Below are 20,498 nucleotides of genomic sequence, written 5' to 3'. Positions count from 1 at the left end.
AGGATTGTCGGCGCAGGCTGATAGACATGGATTCGACGATTCGCTGCCATGACCACGGAAGGAGCAGACGCGGATGACGAACGGGAACCCGACCGAGGGAAGCCTCCGCCTGTCACCTTCCGGGCCGGACGGGAGCGTCGCCCAGGCGAAGGCCCAGCCATCGACCCTGCCCTTGACGGCTGCGGAGACGTCCGCAGAGTCGCCGTGGCCCCTGCACGTACTCTCCGAAAAGCTGAAAGCCCATATCGAGCGGGCGCCCGCGGCATGGATCGAAGGGCAGGTGATCGAGCTCAACCGGCGCTCGAACATGTGCTTCCTCACACTGCGGGATGTGAACGCCGAAGTGTCACTGTCACTGACGGTTTTCTCCACAGTGCTCGACCGGCTGTCGATGCCACTGGAGCGCGGCTCGCGGGTAGTGGCGCAGCTGAAACCGGATTTCTGGGTCAAAACCGGCCGGCTGTCCATGCAGACTCGCGATATCCGGCCTGTCGGTCTCGGCGACCTGCTCGCCCGGATCGAACGCCTGCGCCGGCTCCTCGCCGGGGAAGGGCTCTTCTCCCTCCAACGCAAACGAGCGCTGCCACTCCTGCCACACCGCATCGGCCTCATCACCGGCCGCGATTCCGACGCCATGAAGGACGTCCTGCAGAACGCCTCCCGCCGCTGGCCCGCCGTTGAGTTCGAGATCCGGGAGGTGGCGGTGCAGGGCGGGAGCTGCGTAGCGCAGGTCTCGGCCGCCCTCGCAGAGCTCGATGCTCTCGAGGAGGTGGACGTCATCATCATCGCCCGCGGCGGTGGGGCGCTCGAGGACCTGCTGCCGTTCAGCAGCGAGGAACTGGTGCGCGCCGTGGCCGCAGCTACCACGCCGGTGGTGAGCGCCATCGGCCACGAGGCCGACCGGCCGTTGCTCGACGAGGTGGCAGACCTCCGTGCATCCACCCCTACCGATGCGGCGAAGCGAGTGGTACCCGATGTCGCCGAGGAACTCCAGCGCATCCGTCAGGCGCGGTCGTCCCTGGAGCGGGCGGTCAGCACCCTGGTGGGCCGGGAGGCGGAGCGCCTCGCCCAGCTGCGGTCTCGGCCCTCCCTCGCTCGACCGGAGGGCATGATCGATGTGCGGGAGGCCGACGTCGAACGGCTCAGGGAGCGTGCGCACCGGTCCGCTGCCTCTGCGGTGAGCCGCCAGTCGGACGGCATCCGCCACCTGCGTGCCCAGGTGCGGGCGCTCTCCCCGCAAAAGACTCTGGACCGCGGCTATGCGGTGGTCCAGCTTCATGACGGCACCGTGGTACGTGAAGCCACCTCGGTCGAACCAGGAGATCAGGTCCAGATCCGGGTCGCCGAGGGCGCGTTCTCCGCCGAAGTCACCATGGGCGGTGACGATCCGGGCGATGACTACTTTGACTAGCCCCATCAGCGGGACCCCGCGCACCAAATCACCAGCGAAGGAAAGATCCGAATGAGCCAGAACGCTCCCTCCCCGGTCAAGGACGCGGTCGCTGCCCTCTCCTACGAGCAGGCCCGCGAAGAGTTGCTGTCCGTCGTCACCCAACTCGAAGCGGGCGGAGTCAGCCTCGAACAGTCACTGACCCTCTGGGAGCGGGGCGAAGCCCTCGCGGATCACTGTGAGTCCTGGCTCGAAGGCGCCAAGAAACGGCTCGCGGCAGCGCGGACCAGGGCCGAGAACGAGGGCTGAAGCCGAAGCAGCTCGATCGGGCGGGGCAACTCGACCCCGAACCAGCTCCGGGGCCGGCACGCCTGTGCTGTAGGTTCAGGACGCGGCGAGGCGCTGCTTCTCGGCCTTGACGTCGAAGTGGGCCGGCGGCCAGCCGAGCTGCATGTCTTCAAGGGCTCCGATGAGCACCTGCTGGACGGCAAGCCGCGCATACCATTTGCGGTCGGCCGGGACCACGTACCAGGGGGCGTCCGGCGTCGTCGTCCGTTCGATGGCCGTTTCGTAGGCTGCCTGGTACTCACTCCACAGCGCGCGCTCCTCAATGTCCTGCGGTGCGTACTTCCAGAACTTGTCCCTGCGGTCCAACCGCTCCGCGAGGCGAAGCTTCTGTTCCCCCTTGCTGATGTGCAGCATCACCTTCACGACGCGGGTTCCTGCGGCCACGGCGTCCGCTTCGAAGGCGGTGATCGCCCCATAGCGCCGTTCGATCTCGCTCGTCGCCGACAAGCCCCGCACCTTGTGGATCAGCACATCCTCGTAGTGCGAACGGTCGAACACACCGATCATGCCCGGTCCTGGAAGTTGCTTCCCGATTCGCCACAGGAAGTCGTGCCGCTGCTCCGCAGCAGTGGGAGCCTTGAACGCGTGATGCTGGACGCCCTGCGGATCAACAGTACCCACGACGTGACGGACGATGCCGCCTTTCCCCGCCGTGTCCATCGCCTGGAGGATCAGCAGGACTGAGATCTCGCTGGCGTGGCGGCTTTCGGCGAACAGTTTCTCCTGCAGTTCCGACAACACCCGGGAACCCTCACCCAACGCCGCCTTGCCTGCAGCTTTTCCGGAACCGAAACCGGGAGTGGACCTCGGATCGATCGCGTCCAGTCGGAAATCAGGACCCGCGAGCAACAGCTTGCGGGGATCAGCATCGAATCGTCGTCGGTGTGCCATGAATCCTCCTGGGGGTACCTGGAACCGGCGGGGCGGGCCACCCCGGACCGGACGCGCTGGGGATCAGGGTTTGTAGGAGGACAGGAAGTCGGCCAACCGCCCGATGGCGTCCTCGATCACCTCGACACTCGGGAGCGTCACCATCCGGAAGTGGTCCGTCGCGATCCAGTTGAAGGCGCTTCCATGGGACACGAGGATCCGCTGCTGCTTGAGGAGGTCGAGCGCGAACTTCTCGTCGTCCTTGATCGGGTAGACCTCGGGATCCAGTCGGGGAAAGAGGTACAGGGCACCCTTGGCGATCTCGCAGCTCACGCCGTCGATCCCGTTCAGCAACTGGGCGGCCTTGTCCCGCTGCTGCTTGAGGCGCCCTCCCGGCAGGATGAGGTCGTTGATGCTTTGATGGCCGCCCAGTGCCGTCTGGATGGCATGTTGCGCCGGGACGTTGGCGCACAACCGCATGTTGGCGAGGAGGTTAATGCCCTCGATGTAGTCCGCGGCGTCGTGCTTCGGGCCGGAAATGGCCATCCATCCGCTGCGGAACCCGGCGATCCGGTACGCCTTGGACAGTCCGCTGAACGTCAGGCAGAGGACGTCGTCCCCGCAGACGGACGCTGCGTTGATGTGGACGGCGTCGTCATAGAGGATTTTTTCGTAGATCTCGTCGGCGAAGATGATCAACCCGTGCTCACGTGCGAGCTTGACCACGCCCTCGAGGATGGGGCGGGGATAGACCGAGCCGGTGGGATTGTTGGGATTGATGAGAACAATTCCCTTGGTACGCGGGGTGATCTTCTCCGCCATGTCCTCGAGGTCGGGGTACCAGTGGTTTTCCTCGTCGCAGAGGTAATGCACGGCGGTTCCGCCGGCTAGGCTCGCGGACGCTGTCCACAGCGGATAGTCCGGCGTGGGTACCAGGATCTCGTCGCCGTTGTTCAGGAGCGCCTGGAGGGAGAGCGTGATCAGTTCGCTGACCCCGTTGCCGAGATAGACATCGTCGACATCGATGGAGTTGATTCCCCGGCTCTGGTAGTACTGCACGACGGCGGTGCGCGCGGAGAAGATTCCGCGGGAGTCGCTGTACCCCTGGGATCTGGGCAGGTTCCGAATCATGTCGACGAGGATGGCGTCGGGAGCTTCGAAGCCGAACGGGGCGGGGTTGCCGATGTTGAGTTTGAGGATGCGGTGGCCCTGGGCCTCCATGCGCATCGCCTCTTCCAGCAGCGGACCCCGGATGTCGTAGAGGACGTTATGGAGTTTATCCGACTGCTTGAATTTGACCATCTGATCAGGATGCCATAGCGAAGCCCCGGTACGCGGGATTGTGATGCATGCCACGCACCGGGGCTTCCTGCCCCTCCGAAGAAGGGCATTGTGGGCCCTGCCTAGCCGGCGAGGCCCTTCTCCGCCAGCCAGTCGGCGGCAGCGTCGGCGGGATTGCGCTTCTCATCGCCGCTGACCTCGCGGTTCAGGCTCAGCAGATCCTCGGTGGTCAGTTCGGCCGAGACATTGTTGAGTACTTCCCGAGCCTCGTCCCCCACTGTGTCGAGGTTGACCAGGGGAAGTACCTGCTGTGCGATGAAGTTGTTCTCCGGATCCTCGAGCACCACGAGGTCGTTGTCCTGGATGGACGGCGTGGTGGTGTAGATGTCGGCCGCCTGGACGTTGTCGTTGAGCAGCGCCTGCAGCGTCAGCTCACCGCCGCCGTCGTTGATGGCCTCGAAGCTGCCGGGCACGCAGTCGTACTTCTCCGCAAGGCCGGGCAGGCCGTACGCGCGTTCTTGGAACGTGCTCGGGGCGCCGATCGTGATTTCCCCGCACACCTCGGCGAGGTCGGCGATCGACTCGAGACCGTACTGTTCAGCCGTGGCGGCAGTGACGACGAGCGAGTCCTTGTTCTCAGCCTCCGAGGGCTCGAGCACCCCGAGATTGCTTTCCGGTGACCTCGCTGCGAGCGCCTCGGGCAGCGCACTGATGATGTCCCCGGCGGAGGCTGCGGTGGCCTCGGGATCCGCGAACAGCAGCAGGTTTCCGCTGTAGTCGGGAATGATATCGATCGACCCCTCTTCGACAGCGGTGTAGTAGATCTCACGGGATCCGATTCCCAGCCGTGTGGTGGCCTCGACGCCGGCGGCATTGAGGGCACCCGCGTAGATCTCGGCGACGACCTGGCTCTCCGGAAAATCAGCTGAACCGACAACGACCGAGCCGCTTGCGGCGGCCGTGTCTTCCGGTTCCCCCTGGGGGTCGCTGTTGGCACCGCAGGCAGTCAACGCCAGCGCGGCCGTCAGGCCGCCAGCCAGTCCCATCAAGGCGCGCCGTCGGGCGCGGTTTGGTGACAGGTTTGTCATGTTGTTCCTCCTTGTGCACTGGCGACGGCCTCTTGCCGGCCAGATTCTTGGGGTCGTACCGGACTCCGCGATGTGCGCAGGCCCGGCGAGACGGCAAATCTTTGCAATAGTGCCATGACGGCGTCGACGGCGATGGCGACGGCGCCGATGACCACCGCGCCGCCGAACAGCCGGCCGTAGTCGGCGAGCTGGGTGCCCTCCACCAGGAACACGCCGAGCCCCACGGCCTTGACGAACGCCACCACCGTAGCGGTCGCCACCACCTGGAGCGCCGCCGCCCGCACACCACCCAGGATGACCAGCATTCCGTTGGGCACCTCCACGCGGGTGAGGATCTGCCACTCGGTCATGCCCATGCTCCGGGCGGCGTCGACCACTGAGCGGCTGACCGAGGAGATCCCTGCGTAGACGCCGCCGAGCAGCGGGGGAACGGCGAGGAGCACGAGGGCCCAGATGGGAGGCATCAACCCCCGGCCGGCGAGCAGCACGAAGAGGAAGACGATGCCGAGCGTCGGAAGTGCGCGGAGGATGCCGACGCCGGAGACGATCAGCACCCGTCCCCGGCCGGTATGCCCGACGAACAGGCCGATCGGCACGGCGATGGCCAGGGCGATCAGCAGGGTCAGGGCGGTGTACCCGAGATGCTCGGCGATCCGGGTGGGGATGCCGGCGGGGCCGGACCAGTTGTCCGGCGACGTCAGCCACTCCCCCATCTGGACGAAGAGGTTGTCGCTCGAGTAGTCCATCAGGCAACCGCCCCGTGAATACCAGGGGCAGCCGGCTCGGGAGCCGGTTCAGCCACCGGACCGCCGGCCTTCGCCCGTCGGGCCCAGGGCGTCAGCAGCCGTTCAAGGCCCACGAGCACCAGGTCCATGACCAGCGCGAGGAGCAGCGTGATGAGAATTCCGACCGCTATCTCGGTGGGGAACGAGCGGAACAGCCCATCGGTGAAGAGCGTGCCGAGGCTTTGGACACCGATCAGTGCGCCCACGCTGACCAGTGAGATGTTGGTGACCGAGATGACCCGGACGCCGGCGATCAGCACCGGGATGGACAGGGGAAGGTCGACGCTGAGGAATCTCCGGAGGGGCGTGAAGCCCATGGCGATCGCGGCCTGCCGGACGCCGTCGTCGATGGAATTGAGTGCGTCGAGGGTGGAGCGGATGAGCAGGGCGAACGCGTAGATGGTCAGCGCCACCACCACGTTGACCATGCTGATGGACCGCGTCCCGAGGATCACGGGAAGGAACACGAACATGGCAAGTGACGGGATGGTGTAGAGGATCGATGACACCGTCAGCAGCACGGCTCCCGCGGTCCGGTTGAGGCGGACCAGCTGCGCCAGCGGCACGGCGAAGAGCACCCCGAGCACGATCGGCAGGATTGCCTGGAACAGGTGCAGGCCGGTCAGTCGCCAGATGAAGTCGAGATTTGCGAGGAACCAGTCCATGGCTACACCGCCGTGTTGTGGTCGGCGCGGCCGCGGTCGAGCCGGGCCTGCTCGATGAGCTCGAACACCTCGCCCGCCCGGACGACGCCGACCACGCGGCCGTCGTCGTCCACCGTCACGCCGAGGCCCGACGGCGACGACAATGCGGCATCGAGGGCGCGCCGCAGCGTGTCCCCGCGGGAGTAGAGGGATCCACCGGGAACCGCCTCGGCCTGGGATGTGACGTCGGCGCGCCGGGCCTGGGGAACCCAGCCATGTGGGCGTCCTTCGCTGTCCACGGCAAGAGTCCACGGCGAGCGCACGCTGACGGTGGGATCGCCGAGCCGCTCCACCTCGATCGTTTCGATGGGGTGGATCGGAACGCCGGTGCCGTCCTGGAAGGAGAGGTGGCGGAAGCCCCTGTCGCGCCCGACGAAACCCGCCACGAAGTTGTCGACGGGGGCCCGGAGGATTTCCTCGGGGGTGGCGTACTGGGCGAGGCGCCCGCCCACGGCGAAGACAGCCACCTTGTCCCCGAGGACCGTTGCCTCGTCGATGTCGTGGGTGACGAAGACGATGGTCTTGGCGAGGTCGCGTTGCAGCCGCAGGAGCTCCTGCTGCAGCTCACCGCGCACCACCGGATCGACGGCGCTGAACGGCTCGTCCATGAGCAGTACCGGTGGATCCGCGGCAAGGGCCCGAGCGACACCGACCCGTTGCTGCTGCCCGCCGGAAAGCTCGCCCGGGTAACGTTTTCCGAGCACCGAAGCGAGTCCGACGACGTCGAGCAGTTCCGCGGCCCGCGCCCGCGCCTCGGGTCGAGGGACGCCGTTCAGCCGCGGCACGGTGGCGATGTTGTCGAGGACGGAGCGGTGCGGCAGCAGGCCGGAGGACTGCATCACGTACCCCATGGACCTGCGGAGCTCTGCGGCCTTCCGCCCCTGCACATCCGCGCCGTCCAGCAGGATGGTGCCCGAAGTGGGCTCGACCATGCGATTGATCATCCTCAGCGAGGTGGTCTTGCCGCAGCCGGACGGGCCGACGAAGACGGTGATGGCTCCCCGGTCGATGGCAATGCTGAGATTGTCGACGGCGGGCTGCGTGCCCGCGTAGGTCTTGGTGACGCCGCGGAACTGGATCATCGGATCATGGACCGGGTCCCGCGGTGCATCGGTCCGTGGAGCGCCAGGATCACCGGTACGGGAGGAGGAAGTCATGAAAGCCTTGCCTTTCGTGGCAGGAGCTTGACGGGCGGGTCCGCGGCCGGTTCCCGCACGGGGAGGGTCGGCCTGATGGTCAGCGGTGCTGGCTTTCGCGGCAGCGGTCAGTGGAACCGATCAGTTGTTCGAGTCTAACCCCCAGTTCGGCGCGATCAGGGCCGGGTATTGGTGGTGTGACCGGGTATTCAGCCAATCCGGGTGGAGGCCCAGTCACCGTTGGAGGAGGAATTCGACGCCCATCACCGGGTCCTGGGTCAGGAACACGACGTCGTCGAAACCGTGCCCGCGGAGCGTCCCGCGAAGTGCCTCCTGCAGGAGGGGCTGATTCACGGCGAGGCCGCCTCCGATGATGACGGGCCCCTTGCTCCCGATCACCGATGCGACATCGAGGACGAGCGAGGCGAGCGCATCGGCCGCGCGCCCGATGATGCCGACGGCCGCCGGCGTGCCGAGGTCTGCGGCCTGGAACACCAGGGAGGACTGCGAGGCCCAGTGGCCGCGCCCTGCGCTCGAGTGGAAGAGCCCGATCAGTCCCGTGGGGGACGCGAGTGCATTGCGTTCCAGGACGAGGCGCCCGAGTTCGTCCGGCTCCAGGCCCAGGTCGGCGCGGTGCAGCGTGGCGCGGGCTGCCTCACGTGCCACCCAGTACCCGCTGCCCTCGTCCCCCAGGAGGTAGCCCCAGCCGCCGGAACGGGCTTCGTTCCCCTCCGCGACACCCCACGCCACCGATCCGGTTCCGGCGATCACCGCGATTCCTTCGACGGCACGTCCCGCCGCCAGGATCAGGCGGGTGTCGTGGAGGATCTCGATCCTCGCCCCCGGCGCGTGCGGCGCGATCAGGGCGCGAAGCCGTTCGACGTCGTCGGGGGTGTCCACTCCGCCGGAACCTGCGACCACCCGGGAAACCGCCGGGTCCCCGAGTGCGGTGAACAGCGACAGCAGATTCGCGGCAGCCTCGACCGGCGTGACGTTCTGGACGTTCGCACTGCCCGATGTTGCCTCCGCCGCCTTCCCACCGTCCCGCCACAGCACGCCGTGGGTCTTGGACCCGCCGATGTCGAGCCCGACGACGACGCCCGTGTGCGACGGGCCGGAAGGTGAAGTCATGGCACCAGCCTACGGTTCCGTTGCCTTGCGGGTGCGCGCGAACAGGGAGGCTCCGGCCAGGCCCGCGCTCGCCACGGCGATGAGAGCGGCGAACCCACCGACGGATGCGTCGAGCCCCCACACCCCCACTGCGGCTCCGAGCCCGAGGACGGGCACTGCGCTGCCGAGGTAGGTGAGAACGTACACGGTGCTGATGACCTGCGCGTGGAGCGAGGGCTCCACCTTGAGCGCCACCTCGTTGAAGACCACGCGGAATGCCATGCCCTGTCCCGCGCCGGCCACCACGCAGCAGGCGACCAGGAGGGGCAGGCTTCCGAGCGCCTCGGCGACCGGCAACAGCGCAACTCCCCCTGCCATCGCGGCCAGGCCGAGGGGCACCACGAACCGGCCCCGGGGCGACACCAGCTGGATCGCTGCGGAGGAGGCGAGCACCAGGGCCGCCAGGAGTCCGATGACGGGCCGTGAAGTTGTTCCGGCGATCCCCGCGAACCACGTCGGTGCAAGGCTCAGGGTAAAACCGAACACGGCGAAGCTCAGGAATCCCACCGACGAGGCCGTCCAGAAGGCCTGCCGGGCCGCCCGGGAGACGGCCGGCCGCATCGGGCGCAGAGCCGCCAGTGGCCGGGCCTCCGCGGCGGGTTTGATGGCGGGCCGTGCGCGCAGGATCAACAGGGGCACCAGGAGGCAGGCAAGGACAACGAGGTAGAGAAGGAAGGGTGTGCGTGTCGGCGCCGGCAGGAGTGACATCAACCCGCCGATGACCGGGCCCGCCGCCACTCCCCCGCTGGAGGCCAGCAGGGTGAAGCGCGATGCCCAGTCGGGGCGGTGAGGCAGCAGGTCCCGCAGCGCGGCCGAACTGGCCCCGGTGGCGAGGGCGACGGCCGCGCCCTGCAGCGCACGCCCGAGCGCGAGCGCCCCGAGGGACGAAGCCCCGGCGAAGACCGCAGCACCTGCCAGGCCCAGCAGGACGGCAAGGACCAGCGCTGCGCGCCGTCCGATATGGTCCGACCAGTGGCCCGCGAGCAGAAGCCCGACCACCAGGGTCACCACGTACGAGGAGAAGGCCACGGTCACGGCGAACGGGGAGAGACCGAGATCGGCCTGGATGAGGGGATAAAGCGGCGTGGCGAGGTTGGCGCCGATGAGCAGGGTGGAAATGACGACGACGGCGAGCGCGAGGCGGGCGGCAAGGGAGGCGTCCCAGCTCCAACGTCCGGCGATGGAGGGCTGCATTCTCAGTTCGTGCAGGACGCTCATCCGTTTTCCTTCGAACTCGTTCTGGAGGGCCTGCCCGGTTCAGGCTCAGACGCCGGGCATGCGGGAGGACCGCCGTATCGTGCAGGCTGCACCTGCCTTCCCAGCATGGGGCTTCCAACCGTTCGACGGCGCACCCCTATGATTGGAATGAGCATTTACCGCAACTTAAGAGCAGGCATTTCCCGGAAAGTGAGCTTCATGAGCAATCTGGACCACCTCGACACCCGGCTGCTGCTGGAGCTCGTCCGGGACCCCAGGATCCAGATCAGCGAACTCGCCGACCTCCTCGGTATTGCGAGGAACACCGCTCAAAGCCGTGTCCGGCGCCTCATGCGGGCCGGGATCCTTCGGGACAACGGCCGGGAACTGGATCTGGAGGCCCTCGGCTACGACGTGGTGGCCTTCGTGACCATCGAGGTCCTGCACCGCGAACTCGACGGGGTGATCGGCTCGCTGCGGAAGCTCGACCAGGTGCTCGAGGTCCACGAGATTTCCGGCCGGGGCGACGTCTGGTGCAGGCTCGCGGCCTCCGATACCCATCACCTGCAGTCCGCGCTGCGCTCGGTCCTGCGCATCAAGGGTGTGATCCGCACGGAGACGGTGCTCGCCCTGCATGAACACATTCCCTACCGCACCCAGCCGCTTCTCGAGAAACTCGTACTCACCCAAGGAACGCCATGACCCTTCCCGCAGTCGACACCACAGTGACCTACGCGGCAGGAGCCGTGGCGTCGTCGTCGACCGTCCTCCATGTCGAGGAACTCGCCGACGGCAGGTCGGCCGTGCTCCTGGCCGAAACAGCCTGCCACCCGGTCGACGCCGCCTGGCCCGACCAGGGTGCGGACCGCGCCGTGATGGTCTCCGGGGGGCGCAGGATGGCCATCGAGGATTGCGTGGTCGGTGCAACCGACGGGACGGCGCTGTTCCTGGGATCCGACGTGCCGGTCCGGAAGGGAACGGACGGCTGGTCCTTCGTGGTGGCGCACCTGATTGCCGGCGAACCACCCCACGAGGGTGCTCCGGCCTCGGTGGAAGTGGATGAAACCTACCGCCGCGCTGTGTCCGCGGGGCACACCGCATGCCATCTCGCCTCACTCGCCCTCAACGCAGCCGTCGCGGACCGATGGAAGAAGGACATTCCCGCCGACGCGCTCGGCTCCCCCAACTTCGACGCCGTCGCCATCGACAGTTCCCGCATCGGGGAGCACTCCTCGACCGACACCTACCGTCTGGGCCGCTCCCTTCGGCGCAAGGGATTCGTCGGCGAGGACCTCGACCTTGATGCAGTCGGTGGGTGGGTCAACCGACTGCTCGGACAGTGGGTGGAGTCCGGCGGCCCGATCACCGTTCGGCACGACGGCAATCTGCTCACTGACCGCCGGCACTGGGAATGCGGCCTGCCGGACGGAGTGGTGAGCATCCCGTGCGGCGGCACGCATGCCCGATCCCTCGCGGAATTCGCCCGGATCCACGTGGACCTCAGTATTCACGACGCCGACGGCACACCCGTCCTGAGGATGGACACCACGGCCACCGTCTCGCCGTAACTCTCATCTCCATCTCATGAAGGGCGGACATACTGGACGTCATGAGGTCATTCCCGGGAAACAAGTGGCTCATCGGAGCTCTCGCCGTCGGCCTGCCCGTGGCGTGCGGGGCAACAGTTCTCAGTGCCGCCGGCGAGCCGCCGGTGCAGGATCTCGGCCCCGCCGTCGTGATGACCGGCACGGATCCCGAGCCGGCCCTGCCGTCTACCACCCCACCCGCCCCGTGGCCGTCCGCCTCCGCCCCACCCGACACATCGGCATCCCAGGTGCCTCCGGTCCCTCCGGAACCCACTGCGCCGCCGGTCCCTCCGGAACCCCCTGCGCCTCCGGCGCCGCCGGAACCGTTGCCGAAGCCCGCTCCCTCCATCGCGCCCGCGCCCGCGCCCGCGCCCGCGCCCGCGCCCGCGCCCGCGCCGGCGCCGGCGCCGGCGCCGCCCGTCGTCGTCCCGGCACAGCCTCCCTTGCTCGACGACGACGAGGATGACGACTTCGATGACGACTTCGGCGATTCGGGCAGCGACTCCGACGACGACGATGACTGAAAGGACGCAACCCCTCCCCCTTGTCGGTGCGGGTGCGCTGCACCGGCGGGCGACTCCTCCGGCAGCACCGCCGTCCCGACCACCGGTGCCGCCCCCGCTCACCGGATCCGCGCCGTCCTTCCTGCCGCAGGCTTCGACGACGCAGGCGGCCGGTTCCCCGTCCGCTTCACCGCACGCTGCCGCACCGCAAAGCCCCGCAGCTCAAACCCCGGCTCCGCACATCCCCGATTCCTCGCGGTCCTCCGCCCCGGATTCCGGATCCGCCGGCGAGGGTCCACGCCGTGGAATCGGCCGGTCGATTCTCCGCCTGGCCGGCCAGTGGACGGTACGTTCACGTGTTCTCGGCGCCGTCCTGCTGCTGTCGACGCTCGGCCTCCTCGTGGCGGGAACAGCCGCGTATGCCCTGGAGCGGGCCAATCTGAACGCCGAGATGGACGGTTCCCTGTCGCGCAGCTTCGGCGAACTCGGAACACTCCTCGATACCGGGATAGACCCCGAAACCGGCGCCGGCTTCGTCGAGGCGGAGCAGCTGGTGTACCTCGTGATGCAGCGGACCCTACCCGCACCGAACGAGGGCATGATGGGCGTGCGGGACGGCCAGGCCATCCTCGTGGCGAACGAATCAGTGAACGTCCGCCTCGAGAACGACCCCGAACTGGTCAGTGCCGTCGCCGGCGAGGCGGACTCACCTACTGTGCGGATCAGCACCTTCACGACGTCGAGCGCCACCTACCGCGCGGTCACCGTTCCTGTGCAACTGGCGCAGGATCCGCAACCCACGGTGTTCGTGCTGGCCTTCGACACGCAGGCCGAAAGGTCCCAGCTCAACCAGACGTTCGGCACCTTCGCCCTCATCAGCCTCGGCACGCTGCTGCTCATCGGCGTCGTCGGGTGGCTCCTGGTGGGCAACCTGCTGCAGCCGGTCCGGCGCCTGCGGGACACCGCACGCCAGATCAGCGACTCGGACCTGTCCCAGCGGATCGCCGTCACCGGCAACGACGACCTCTCCGACCTCAGCCGCACCTTCAACGCCATGCTCGACCGACTGGAGGGATCCTTCACCTCCCAAAGGCAACTGCTCGACGACGTCGGCCACGAACTGCGAACCCCCATCACCATCGTCCAGGGCCACCTCGAACTGCAGGACTCGTCCGATCGCGCGGACGTCGACGCGGTCCGGGGAGTGGCGCTCGACGAGCTTGGACGCATGCGCTTCCTCGTCGACGACCTCGTGACCCTCGCGGGGAGTTCCCGCCCGGATTTCGTCCGCGCTGAGTCCTCCGACATCGGGCGATTGACGGACGAGGTCCTCGACAAGGCCCGGGGGCTCGGGCACCGTAGGTGGGCGGTCGATTCCCGCGCCGAGGGATTCTTCCGGATCGATGAGCGCCGGATCACCCAGGCCTGGTTGCAACTCGCCGCGAACGCCGTGAAGTTCTCCGCCGAAGGCTCCACGGTGACCCTCGGTTCCCGTCTCGAGCCCGAAGGTCTCCGCTTGTGGCTACGCGATGAAGGGGTCGGCATTCCGAAGGCCGACCAGCAGCGGATCTTCGAACGGTTCACCCGCGGAGCGAACAGCAAGCGCGCGGAGGGTTCGGGACTCGGGCTTACGATCGTCGACGCGATCGTCCGCGCCCATGGTGGCATCGTGGAGCTGGAGTCGGCTCCCGGCAGCGGATCGACCTTCACCCTGAGCTTTCCCCATACCCCGGTAGCAGCACAGCCGAAAGAGGACACATGAGCCGGATTCTGATCATCGAGGACGAGGACCGCATCAGTTCCTTCGTCGCCAAGGGACTGAAAGCCGCGGGGTATGCGCCCACCGTGGCCATCAGCGGCAGGGACGGCTACCACCTGGGGCAGACCGGCGAATTCGAGCTCATCATTCTTGGCCTCGGCCTTCCGGACCAGGACGGTTTCACCGTCCTGCGCCGGCTCCGGGAGTCGAAGAACGACATCCCCGTCATCATCCTCTCGGCGCGCAGTTCGGTGGACGATACCGTGGCGGGACTCGAGGGCGGGGCGGACGACTACATGGCCAAACCTTTCCGTTTCGAGGAACTGTTGGCCAGGGTGCGCCTGCGCTTGCGCCAGGACAACGGCTCGTCTCCCACCGGCGTGCTCTCGCACCACGACCTGCAGTTGGATCTCCGCACCCGGCGGGCCCTCGTGGACGGCCGGGAGATAGACCTTTCCGCACGGGAATTCGCGCTCGCCGAAGCGTTCCTGAGGAATCCGGGGCAGGTTCTCAGCAGGGAACAGCTCCTTTCACGGGTATGGGGCTATGACTTCGATCCCGGCTCCAACGTGGTCGACGTGTACGTCCGGTACCTGCGGAACAAACTCGGTGCTGAACGTTTCGCGACGGTCCGGGGCATGGGTTACCGGCTGGTCTCCCAGCCCTAGCTGCAGTGATCCGTGAGTTCAGCGCAGCAGCCGGCGGGCCTCCGCCTCAAGTGCTGCCGCGGCATCGAGCCGTGCACGTGCATCTTCGGCCCAGCCGTGAGCCTCTCTCCCGTCGGTGGTTCGGCGCTTCGCCCCCGCAACAAGGGTGAGGGCCACAGCGGCGGCCCGGGCGTGCAGTCCTGCCGGATCCACGTAGCGTTCAAAGGCACCCCCGAAGCGCTCGAGTGCGGCCGGGGCGTGCACATACCGTCGATTGACTGCCGGGAGTACCGCAAGGTGCCCGAGGAAGCAGGCAAGGTCATCCACCAGATGTCCGGGGCCCAGCGCGTCGACGTCGAGCAGTCCCGAGACCCGCCCTTCCGCCATCACCAGGTTCGCCTCATAGAAATCTCCGTGCGAGGGCACCACCGGCCCGGGGTCGGTCCGGCGGACCAGATCGTCGATGGCCGCCGACAGTTCATGGATGCGTCCCGCGGAGGACGGAAGCACTGCGGCTGCGCCCTCACCGTAGGTGCGCACCCGCGCACTCCACGGGAGGCGCCGAGGCAGGTCCAGGACCGACGCCGGCAGGTCCCGGAGGAGGTTCACCAGCACCTGCGGATCCACTTCCGCCGCACCGTCCCTCATCAGCAACTCAGCAAGCGGCCGGCCGGCCGCTGCATGCATCGCCACCACGTCTTCACCGGGCACATCGACCAGCTCGGGTGCGGGCACGCCGGCGTCGCGCAGGAGTCGGTGCCTGTTCCCCATTGCTCCGGCCTGTCCGCGGCGCAACACCTTGAGGTACCGCCGTTCACCGTCGTGCTCTGCAACGAGAACCGCCCGGCGTAGTGGCCGGTAGCTCGTGGTCCGAAGGCCCGCAGGGCGGCGGTCGATTGCGCAGCCGTCCGGCGGCGGAAAGAGCGCTGCGGAAACCGCGTGGGGGTCCGTTGCCCAGGCGAGACCGGGCAGGAGCGGGTCCCGGGGGTGAGCCCAGACGGACAACGTCTGCCGTTGGGGGCCGGAGAGCGAAACGACCCCGGGCGCCCCGACCGGCACCACCGCCGTCGTCATGCAGAGAAATCTGGGGGCAGGGGCAGGAGCAGGGGCGGGGGTGCCTGTTCCGGCCTCGACCGCGTAGATCCCCGTGACTCCTGCACCGGGACGGTGGGAAACCTGCAGGAGGGACCAGCTGTGCAGGAGATATCCCATGGACGCCAGCGCAGCGGTCAGGAGTGCCTGCGCCACCGCCGTCTCCAGCAGTTCACGATCGTTCCGCTCACGGGTCTGCCGCCCGCTCTCCGGGGGTTCCTGCTGTGGCCGTGCCGCCTGGTCCGGACGATCAGGCCCGGCGCCGCTGAAGGATGTCGTCAAGGTTGATCTTGCCCACCGGAGAAGGATTCGCCGGTTCATCGGCTGCGCTGGAGGGCCTCCCCGGGGCCAGTGCTGCTGCACTCTCCTTGAAGGAGGTCCGGCCGGTCGGTTTCGGGGCATCCGGCAGTTCCAGCGGCACCGGGGCGGAGCGCTCGGCCTTGGCGGCATCAACATAGGTGGGACGGGGAACATCGATCGGCTGCCAGGTGGAACTCCGCACGCCGGCGAAGGTGCCGCTGTTCCGCTCCGGATCCGGGTCCGGTTCATTGCGCAGCGATTCCTCGTCACGCCGCTCTCGGGGAGAGCCCGTACCGGTGTCGGGATCAGCAGGACCGGCGAGCGGGGGTCCGGTTTCAGGCGGTGCGGGCGGCATGGGCTGTTCTCCGTCGAAGAGCGCGACGTCGGGCTTGCGGCCGACCCGTGGAAGTTCCCGCGGCGGGCCGGCCGCTATGGTCTCGTGGGTCGTGTCACTGGCGTGTTCCGGCCACATCGCTTCGGCGAATGCCCGGTTCACGCGTGCGTGCCTGTCCCTCACCGCCAGTATCCGAAGAAGGACGATCGCCGACACCGCAAGCACCCCCAGGAGCACGGGCCAGGCTGCCGGGACGACGCCGAACACTGCGAAGGGAAAAGTAATGACGGCGCCCAGCAGACCGAGGATTCCGGCAAGCGCCAGGGCAACCCTTCCGTGGCGGACGTTCAGTGCCGGAAGTGACGGTCGGGTTCCAGGAGGTTTCGTCGCCGGCAGTTCGTGTGCGGTCGCCGTCTCTGCAGCCGGCCGATGTCCGGAAAACGCGGTGCTGCCCTCCGGGGAGCGGCGCCCGAAGGGTTCGCTGCTGCTCTGGTCTGTGCCCGTCATTTCCATGGTGCTCTCCTGGCTGCGCCCTCGGTCAGTGGTGTTCCCGGCGAGAGGGTCGGAATGGGCAGGCCGTGCTGACCTGCGGCGAACTGCGACAAGGCTTCCTGCATATCTGGCACGTCGCAGGAGAAAAGGCGCCACCCAGATCAGCCAGAGACCGACGACCGCCGCCAGTACAACCGAGCTATCCAGAGAGAAGTCCACCTATAGAACGCTAGGAGAAGAACGGAACTCCCGCCAGCATTACGCCGGGCGTGTCGGCAGGACGTTGAAGGGCCCTCCTGCCCGAAGGGTGGCTCAGGACCGACGGGCCTGTCGCTCCAACCATGCCTTCAACAGGCCCTGCGGAATATCCTCGGTCGTCAGCGCGAAACTTCGGTGATCGGCCCACTGGCCGGCGATGTGAAGATAGCGTGGCCGAAGTCCTTCGTCCCGGAAACCAAGTTTTTCCACGACGCGCAGGCTTGCGGCATTCTCCGGCCGGATATTGATTTCCATGCGGTGCAGTCCGAGGTTCCAGAAACAGTAGTCGGTCACCAGTGCCACGGCGGTCGGTGCGATTCCCCGGCCCGCACAGCGGGAATCGACCCAATATCCGAGTGTTGCCGTCCTGGCCGAACCGTAGAGGATCCCGGAGACGGTCAGCTGCCCCACAAGTTGCGGTGCGGAATCCTGCACTTTCCGCGTGATCACGAAGGGAAGGGCCACCCCGGTCCGCGCCTGCCGGGAGAGCGCACGAACCATCTCGTGGTAGGTGGGGAGATAGCCTCCGGGATCAGGGTTCGATGCTTCCCAGGGCGCCAGCCATTGCACGTTCTGTTGCCGGACTGCTGTCCACTCGCTGCGGTCACGATGCCGGATGGGCCGCAGTCCGATGTCCCCTGCGGCCAGCGTCACCGGCCAGCTCCCTGCCGACCACATCGCTGGCTACTTGGACATGCCGGCGCTGAATTCCTTGATCCATGCGCAGAGGTCAGGGCCCAGGTCCTCGCGTTCAGAGGCAAGGGTCACCACTGCCTTCAGGTAGCTCAGCTTGTCTCCGGTGTCGTACCGGCGGCCGCGGAAAACGACGCCGTACACTCCTGAACCCTCACCGTCAGCGGCTGCCAGCGTCTGAAGCGCATCCGTCAGTTGGATCTCCCCACCCCGCCCGGGACCGGTCGTCTCGAGGACGTCGAAGACGCGCGGGTGCAGCACATAACGACCGATCACGGCGAGGTTCGACGGCGCTTCATCCACTGCGGGCTTCTCGACCAGCTGATTGACCCGGACGTACTCCTCACCCTCCAGCTCGGTGATATCGGCACATCCATAGGCGCTGATCTGCGCGGGATCGACCTCGATGAGCGCGATCACCGATCCGCCGGTCCTCGCCTGGACCGCGATCATCGTCTCGAGGAGCGGATCCCGTTCATCGATGAGGTCGTCGCCAAGGAGCACAGCGAAGGGTTCGTTGCCCACGTGGAGCTTGGCACGCAGCACTGCATGCCCCAGTCCCTTGGGATCGCCCTGCCTGAGGTAGTGGATGTCCCCGAGCTCGGAGGGCCGACGGACTGCAGCAAGCTTTTCGTGATCGCCTTTGGCTTCCAGGGTCTGCTCGATGAAGGGAACGCGGTCGAAATGATCCTCAAGAGCGCGCTTGTTCCGTCCGGTGATCATCAGGACGTCCGACAGGCCGGCGTCGACGGCTTCCTGCACCACGTACTGGATGGCCGGTTTGTCGACGACTGGAAGCATCTCCTTGGGCATCGCCTTCGTTGCCGGGAGGAAGCGGGTGCCAAGACCTGCCGCTGGAATGACGGCCTTGGTTACTGGGGTTCGCGAGGTCATGGCATCCACACTACATAACGGTGCGGTAAATTCATCAGCGGCGCACACAATGGAGAAATGAGCTTCGAGAACGAGATTTGGGACAGCAAACCCGCAGCCCGCACCGCCCTCCGCGCCCGCCGTCTGGCACTGCCCGCCTCGGAGCGCGCAACAGTCGCCCACAATCTTGCCGCCACGGTCCTGGAGTATCTCGAGGGTACTGCCGCCTCGACAGGGAAGGTGCTGGTGGCGGGTTACCTCGACCTTCCGCCCGAGCCTCCGGTGATGGACCTGCTGTTCCAGCTGCATGCGGCCGGCCATCCGATCGTGGTTCCGGTGTGCGAGGCGGAGCGCCAACTCACCTGGGTGGACTGGTTCCCCGGTGTGCCCCTGGCGAAATCGCGCTTCGGCCCCCTCCTGGAGCCCCTCGGACCGCGTTGGCCGGTGGAAGCCCTGCCGGAACTGCGATTCGTCCTGGTCCCCGCCCTGGCCATCGACCGCCTCGGCAACCGGATCGGTCAGGGCGGGGGTTACTACGACCGCATGCTCGCGGGACTGCGTGCAGCCAACCCGGCGGCAGAACTCGTAGGAGTGGTTCACGACCACGAACTGTTGCCTGAGGGCTCCTTTCCGGTGGAACCGTTCGATGTACCCCTTCCTGCTGTGTTCACCCCGTCGGGCTTTACGAATCTCCGACCGCCGGAGGGTGCAGCCGGGGAGGTGTAGACTTAGCACTCACCCGTGCAGAGTGCTAAACTGCTTTCCGATCCAGCGGATCCGGGAGACGCACAGGCCGCCCGAATGAATGCCCAGGAGGACCCATGCCCACATATGCCTACGCCTGCAAGGATTGCATCCACGCCTTCGACATCCAGCAGTCCTTCTCCGACAACTCCCTGACGGTATGCCCGGAGTGCTCGGGAACCCTGCGGAAGAAGTTCAACAGTGTCGGCGTCGTCTTCAAGGGCTCCGGGTTCTACCGCAATGATTCCCGGGACACGAAGTCGTCCTCGGAAGCAGGAGCCGCACCGGCTTCCGCCAGTTCCGCCGACTCGAAGGGAGCGGGGAAGGATTCGACCGCGTCCTCGCCCGCAACGGGGAATGGCACCAAGCCCGCTCCGGCGCCCGCCGCCCGCCCGGAGTCGAAGACGTCCGTTCCTGCAGGACAGCAAGCCTCCTAGGCGTTCCGGAAGTTTCTCTACTCCGTCCGCCCAGCCGCTCTGTTCACACAGCAGCGACGTCCACTCGTCCGCTCTGTCCACATAGCCGCGAAGGAAACACCCTTCGATGCCGAGCGGTCCTAGCGTTGGCTCATGCGCACCGCCGGAACATCAGATCGCCGCACCACCAGGGGCCTGCCTTTCCGGCGCCTGGTCCTTCGGCACCGGCGCCTGGTTGCCGCGCTGCTGCTGTGTGCGGCGGCCGGGGTATGCGTCGAGGCGCTCCTGCAGGATTCGAACGGCACGACGCCTGTCATGGCAGCTGCAATGGACGTTCCCGTCGGCACCGTCCTCACGCAGGACCATCTGGTGACGCGGCACCTGCCTCCCGAGGTAGTGCCCGGCACGGCTTTCGTTGCCGCCGAGCCCCTGGTCGGCCAGCGGATCGCCACTCCACTACGCAAGGGCGACATCCTGACCGATACGGCACTCCTCGGTGCCGGGCTCCTCGCAGGAACCCCTCCGGGAACGGTCGCGGTACCGCTCCGTCCGGCTGACGAATCGACGGTCCAGCTATTGGCGCCGGGACAGCTGGTCGACGTAGTGCTCACCACCGGCAACGGTTACGATGTGGCTGCCGACACCACCGTCCTCGCCAGCGGGCTGCCTGTGCTGTGGAGATCCGTGGCGGGCGAGGAGCAGGCCTGGCCCGGTGCCGACCCGCAGGCCGGGCTGGTGGTGGTGGCTGCGCCGCCGGAGGATGCCGCGGCCCTTGCGGGTTCGGCAAGCTCCGGCGAGGTTTACCTGGTGCTCACTGGCGGAGGCTAGGCAC

The 20,498-nt window shown here is 67.3% G+C and carries 22 protein-coding genes; 10 read left to right on the top strand and 12 right to left on the bottom strand.

The features are described 5' to 3' along the window. The first annotated feature begins 73 nt into the window (after window positions 1–73). Both xseA and IWX75_RS04550 read left to right on the top strand, forming a co-directional pair. Window positions 74–1,411 carry an exodeoxyribonuclease VII large subunit gene (gene xseA / locus IWX75_RS04555; protein ID WP_196821063.1) on the top strand — a complete coding sequence of 446 codons (1,338 nt, stop codon included), beginning with the start codon at window positions 74–76 and terminating at the stop codon, window positions 1,409–1,411. Between the two features lie 51 nt (window positions 1,412–1,462). Next, window positions 1,463–1,699 carry an exodeoxyribonuclease VII small subunit gene (locus IWX75_RS04550; RefSeq protein ID WP_196821062.1) on the top strand — a complete coding sequence of 79 codons (237 nt, stop codon included), beginning with the start codon at window positions 1,463–1,465 and terminating at the stop codon, window positions 1,697–1,699. Between the two features lie 75 nt (window positions 1,700–1,774). On the opposite strand, the gene IWX75_RS04545 is transcribed toward IWX75_RS04550, so the two are convergent. The 8 genes from IWX75_RS04545 to IWX75_RS04510 form a co-directional block, all read right to left on the bottom strand. Beyond that, a complete protein-coding gene (locus IWX75_RS04545; protein WP_196821061.1) occupies window positions 1,775–2,629 on the bottom strand; it encodes a PPK2 family polyphosphate kinase in 855 nt (284 codons plus the stop codon). Window positions 2,630–2,692: 63 nt separating this feature from the next. After that, window positions 2,693–3,910: a pyridoxal phosphate-dependent aminotransferase gene (locus tag IWX75_RS04540; protein ID WP_196821060.1), complete on the bottom strand. Its 1,218-nt coding sequence runs from the start codon at window positions 3,908–3,910 to the stop codon at window positions 2,693–2,695. A 101-nt stretch (window positions 3,911–4,011) separates the two neighbouring features. After that, a complete protein-coding gene (locus IWX75_RS04535; protein WP_196821059.1) occupies window positions 4,012–4,977 on the bottom strand; it encodes an ABC transporter substrate-binding protein in 966 nt (321 codons plus the stop codon). Further along, window positions 4,974–5,723, bottom strand: a complete 750-nt coding sequence (locus IWX75_RS04530; protein WP_196821058.1) for an ABC transporter permease — start codon at window positions 5,721–5,723, stop codon at window positions 4,974–4,976. The genes IWX75_RS04535 and IWX75_RS04530 overlap by 4 nt, the downstream gene beginning before the upstream one ends. Further along, entirely contained in the window at window positions 5,723–6,427 is a 705-nt protein-coding gene (locus IWX75_RS04525; protein WP_196821057.1) for an ABC transporter permease, read from the bottom strand. Before IWX75_RS04525 ends, IWX75_RS04530 begins: the two co-directional genes overlap by 1 nt. Window positions 6,428–6,429: 2 nt before the next feature. Continuing rightward, window positions 6,430–7,548 (bottom strand): ABC transporter ATP-binding protein, encoded by a 1,119-nt coding sequence (locus IWX75_RS04520; RefSeq protein ID WP_196821363.1) that lies wholly within the window; start codon window positions 7,546–7,548, stop codon window positions 6,430–6,432. A 288-nt stretch (window positions 7,549–7,836) separates the two neighbouring features. Continuing rightward, window positions 7,837–8,733 (bottom strand): N-acetylglucosamine kinase, encoded by an 897-nt coding sequence (locus IWX75_RS04515; RefSeq protein ID WP_196821056.1) that lies wholly within the window; start codon window positions 8,731–8,733, stop codon window positions 7,837–7,839. Between the two features lie 9 nt (window positions 8,734–8,742). Then, a complete protein-coding gene (locus tag IWX75_RS04510) occupies window positions 8,743–9,990 on the bottom strand; it encodes an MFS transporter (RefSeq protein WP_196821055.1) in 1,248 nt (415 codons plus the stop codon). 198 nt (window positions 9,991–10,188) lie between these two features. Between IWX75_RS04510 and IWX75_RS04505 the strand changes: the two genes are divergently transcribed. Genes IWX75_RS04505 through IWX75_RS04485 form a run of 5 tightly spaced genes read left to right on the top strand, consistent with a single transcriptional unit; the run spans window position 10,189 to window position 14,485 of the window. After that, on the top strand, window positions 10,189–10,671 hold the full coding sequence (locus IWX75_RS04505) for an Lrp/AsnC family transcriptional regulator (protein ID WP_196821054.1): 483 nt from the start codon (window positions 10,189–10,191) through the stop codon (window positions 10,669–10,671). Beyond that, complete coding sequence (locus tag IWX75_RS04500) at window positions 10,668–11,537, top strand: metal-dependent hydrolase (RefSeq protein ID WP_196821053.1); 870 nt, start codon at window positions 10,668–10,670, stop codon at window positions 11,535–11,537. The genes IWX75_RS04505 and IWX75_RS04500 overlap by 4 nt, the downstream gene beginning before the upstream one ends. Before the next feature lie 41 nt (window positions 11,538–11,578). Continuing rightward, window positions 11,579–12,079 carry a hypothetical protein gene (locus IWX75_RS04495; RefSeq protein ID WP_196821052.1) on the top strand — a complete coding sequence of 167 codons (501 nt, stop codon included), beginning with the start codon at window positions 11,579–11,581 and terminating at the stop codon, window positions 12,077–12,079. Then, complete coding sequence (locus tag IWX75_RS04490; RefSeq protein ID WP_196821051.1) at window positions 12,072–13,820, top strand: sensor histidine kinase; 1,749 nt, start codon at window positions 12,072–12,074, stop codon at window positions 13,818–13,820. Before IWX75_RS04495 ends, IWX75_RS04490 begins: the two co-directional genes overlap by 8 nt. Then, entirely contained in the window at window positions 13,817–14,485 is a 669-nt protein-coding gene (locus IWX75_RS04485) for a response regulator transcription factor (RefSeq protein WP_196821050.1), read from the top strand. The genes IWX75_RS04490 and IWX75_RS04485 overlap by 4 nt, the downstream gene beginning before the upstream one ends. Window positions 14,486–14,503: 18 nt before the next feature. On the opposite strand, the gene IWX75_RS04480 is transcribed toward IWX75_RS04485, so the two are convergent. The 4 genes from IWX75_RS04480 to galU all read right to left on the bottom strand — a co-directional run bounded on the left by IWX75_RS04480 (window position 14,504) and on the right by galU (window position 18,527). Beyond that, window positions 14,504–15,838, bottom strand: a complete 1,335-nt coding sequence (locus IWX75_RS04480) for a phosphotransferase family protein (RefSeq protein ID WP_334684102.1) — start codon at window positions 15,836–15,838, stop codon at window positions 14,504–14,506. Then, window positions 15,807–16,703: a hypothetical protein gene (locus IWX75_RS04475; RefSeq protein WP_196821049.1), complete on the bottom strand. Its 897-nt coding sequence runs from the start codon at window positions 16,701–16,703 to the stop codon at window positions 15,807–15,809. The genes IWX75_RS04480 and IWX75_RS04475 overlap by 32 nt, the downstream gene beginning before the upstream one ends. A 291-nt stretch (window positions 16,704–16,994) precedes the next feature. Beyond that, window positions 16,995–17,618 carry a GNAT family N-acetyltransferase gene (locus IWX75_RS04470; RefSeq protein ID WP_196821048.1) on the bottom strand — a complete coding sequence of 208 codons (624 nt, stop codon included), beginning with the start codon at window positions 17,616–17,618 and terminating at the stop codon, window positions 16,995–16,997. A 6-nt stretch (window positions 17,619–17,624) separates the two neighbouring features. After that, the gene (gene galU / locus IWX75_RS04465; protein WP_196821047.1) at window positions 17,625–18,527 is read right to left on the bottom strand and encodes a UTP--glucose-1-phosphate uridylyltransferase GalU; all 903 of its coding nucleotides are present in this window, start codon (window positions 18,525–18,527) and stop codon (window positions 17,625–17,627) included. 57 nt (window positions 18,528–18,584) lie between these two features. Here galU and IWX75_RS04460 point away from each other — a divergent pair, with 57 nt between their 5' ends. From IWX75_RS04460 to IWX75_RS04450, 3 genes are all read left to right on the top strand, one after another. Beyond that, window positions 18,585–19,232 (top strand): 5-formyltetrahydrofolate cyclo-ligase, encoded by a 648-nt coding sequence (locus IWX75_RS04460; RefSeq protein ID WP_196821046.1) that lies wholly within the window; start codon window positions 18,585–18,587, stop codon window positions 19,230–19,232. 95 nt (window positions 19,233–19,327) lie between these two features. Then, window positions 19,328–19,687, top strand: a complete 360-nt coding sequence (locus IWX75_RS04455; RefSeq protein WP_196821045.1) for an FmdB family zinc ribbon protein — start codon at window positions 19,328–19,330, stop codon at window positions 19,685–19,687. A 132-nt stretch (window positions 19,688–19,819) separates the two neighbouring features. Next, the gene (locus IWX75_RS04450) at window positions 19,820–20,494 is read left to right on the top strand and encodes an RcpC/CpaB family pilus assembly protein (protein WP_196821044.1); all 675 of its coding nucleotides are present in this window, start codon (window positions 19,820–19,822) and stop codon (window positions 20,492–20,494) included. Window positions 20,495–20,498 lie beyond the last annotated feature (4 nt).

Source organism: Arthrobacter sp. CAN_A6 (genome assembly GCF_015751715.1).
GTDB lineage: Bacteria > Actinomycetota > Actinomycetes > Actinomycetales > Micrococcaceae > Arthrobacter_D.
This window is presented reverse-complemented; position numbering and strand designations above follow the sequence as displayed.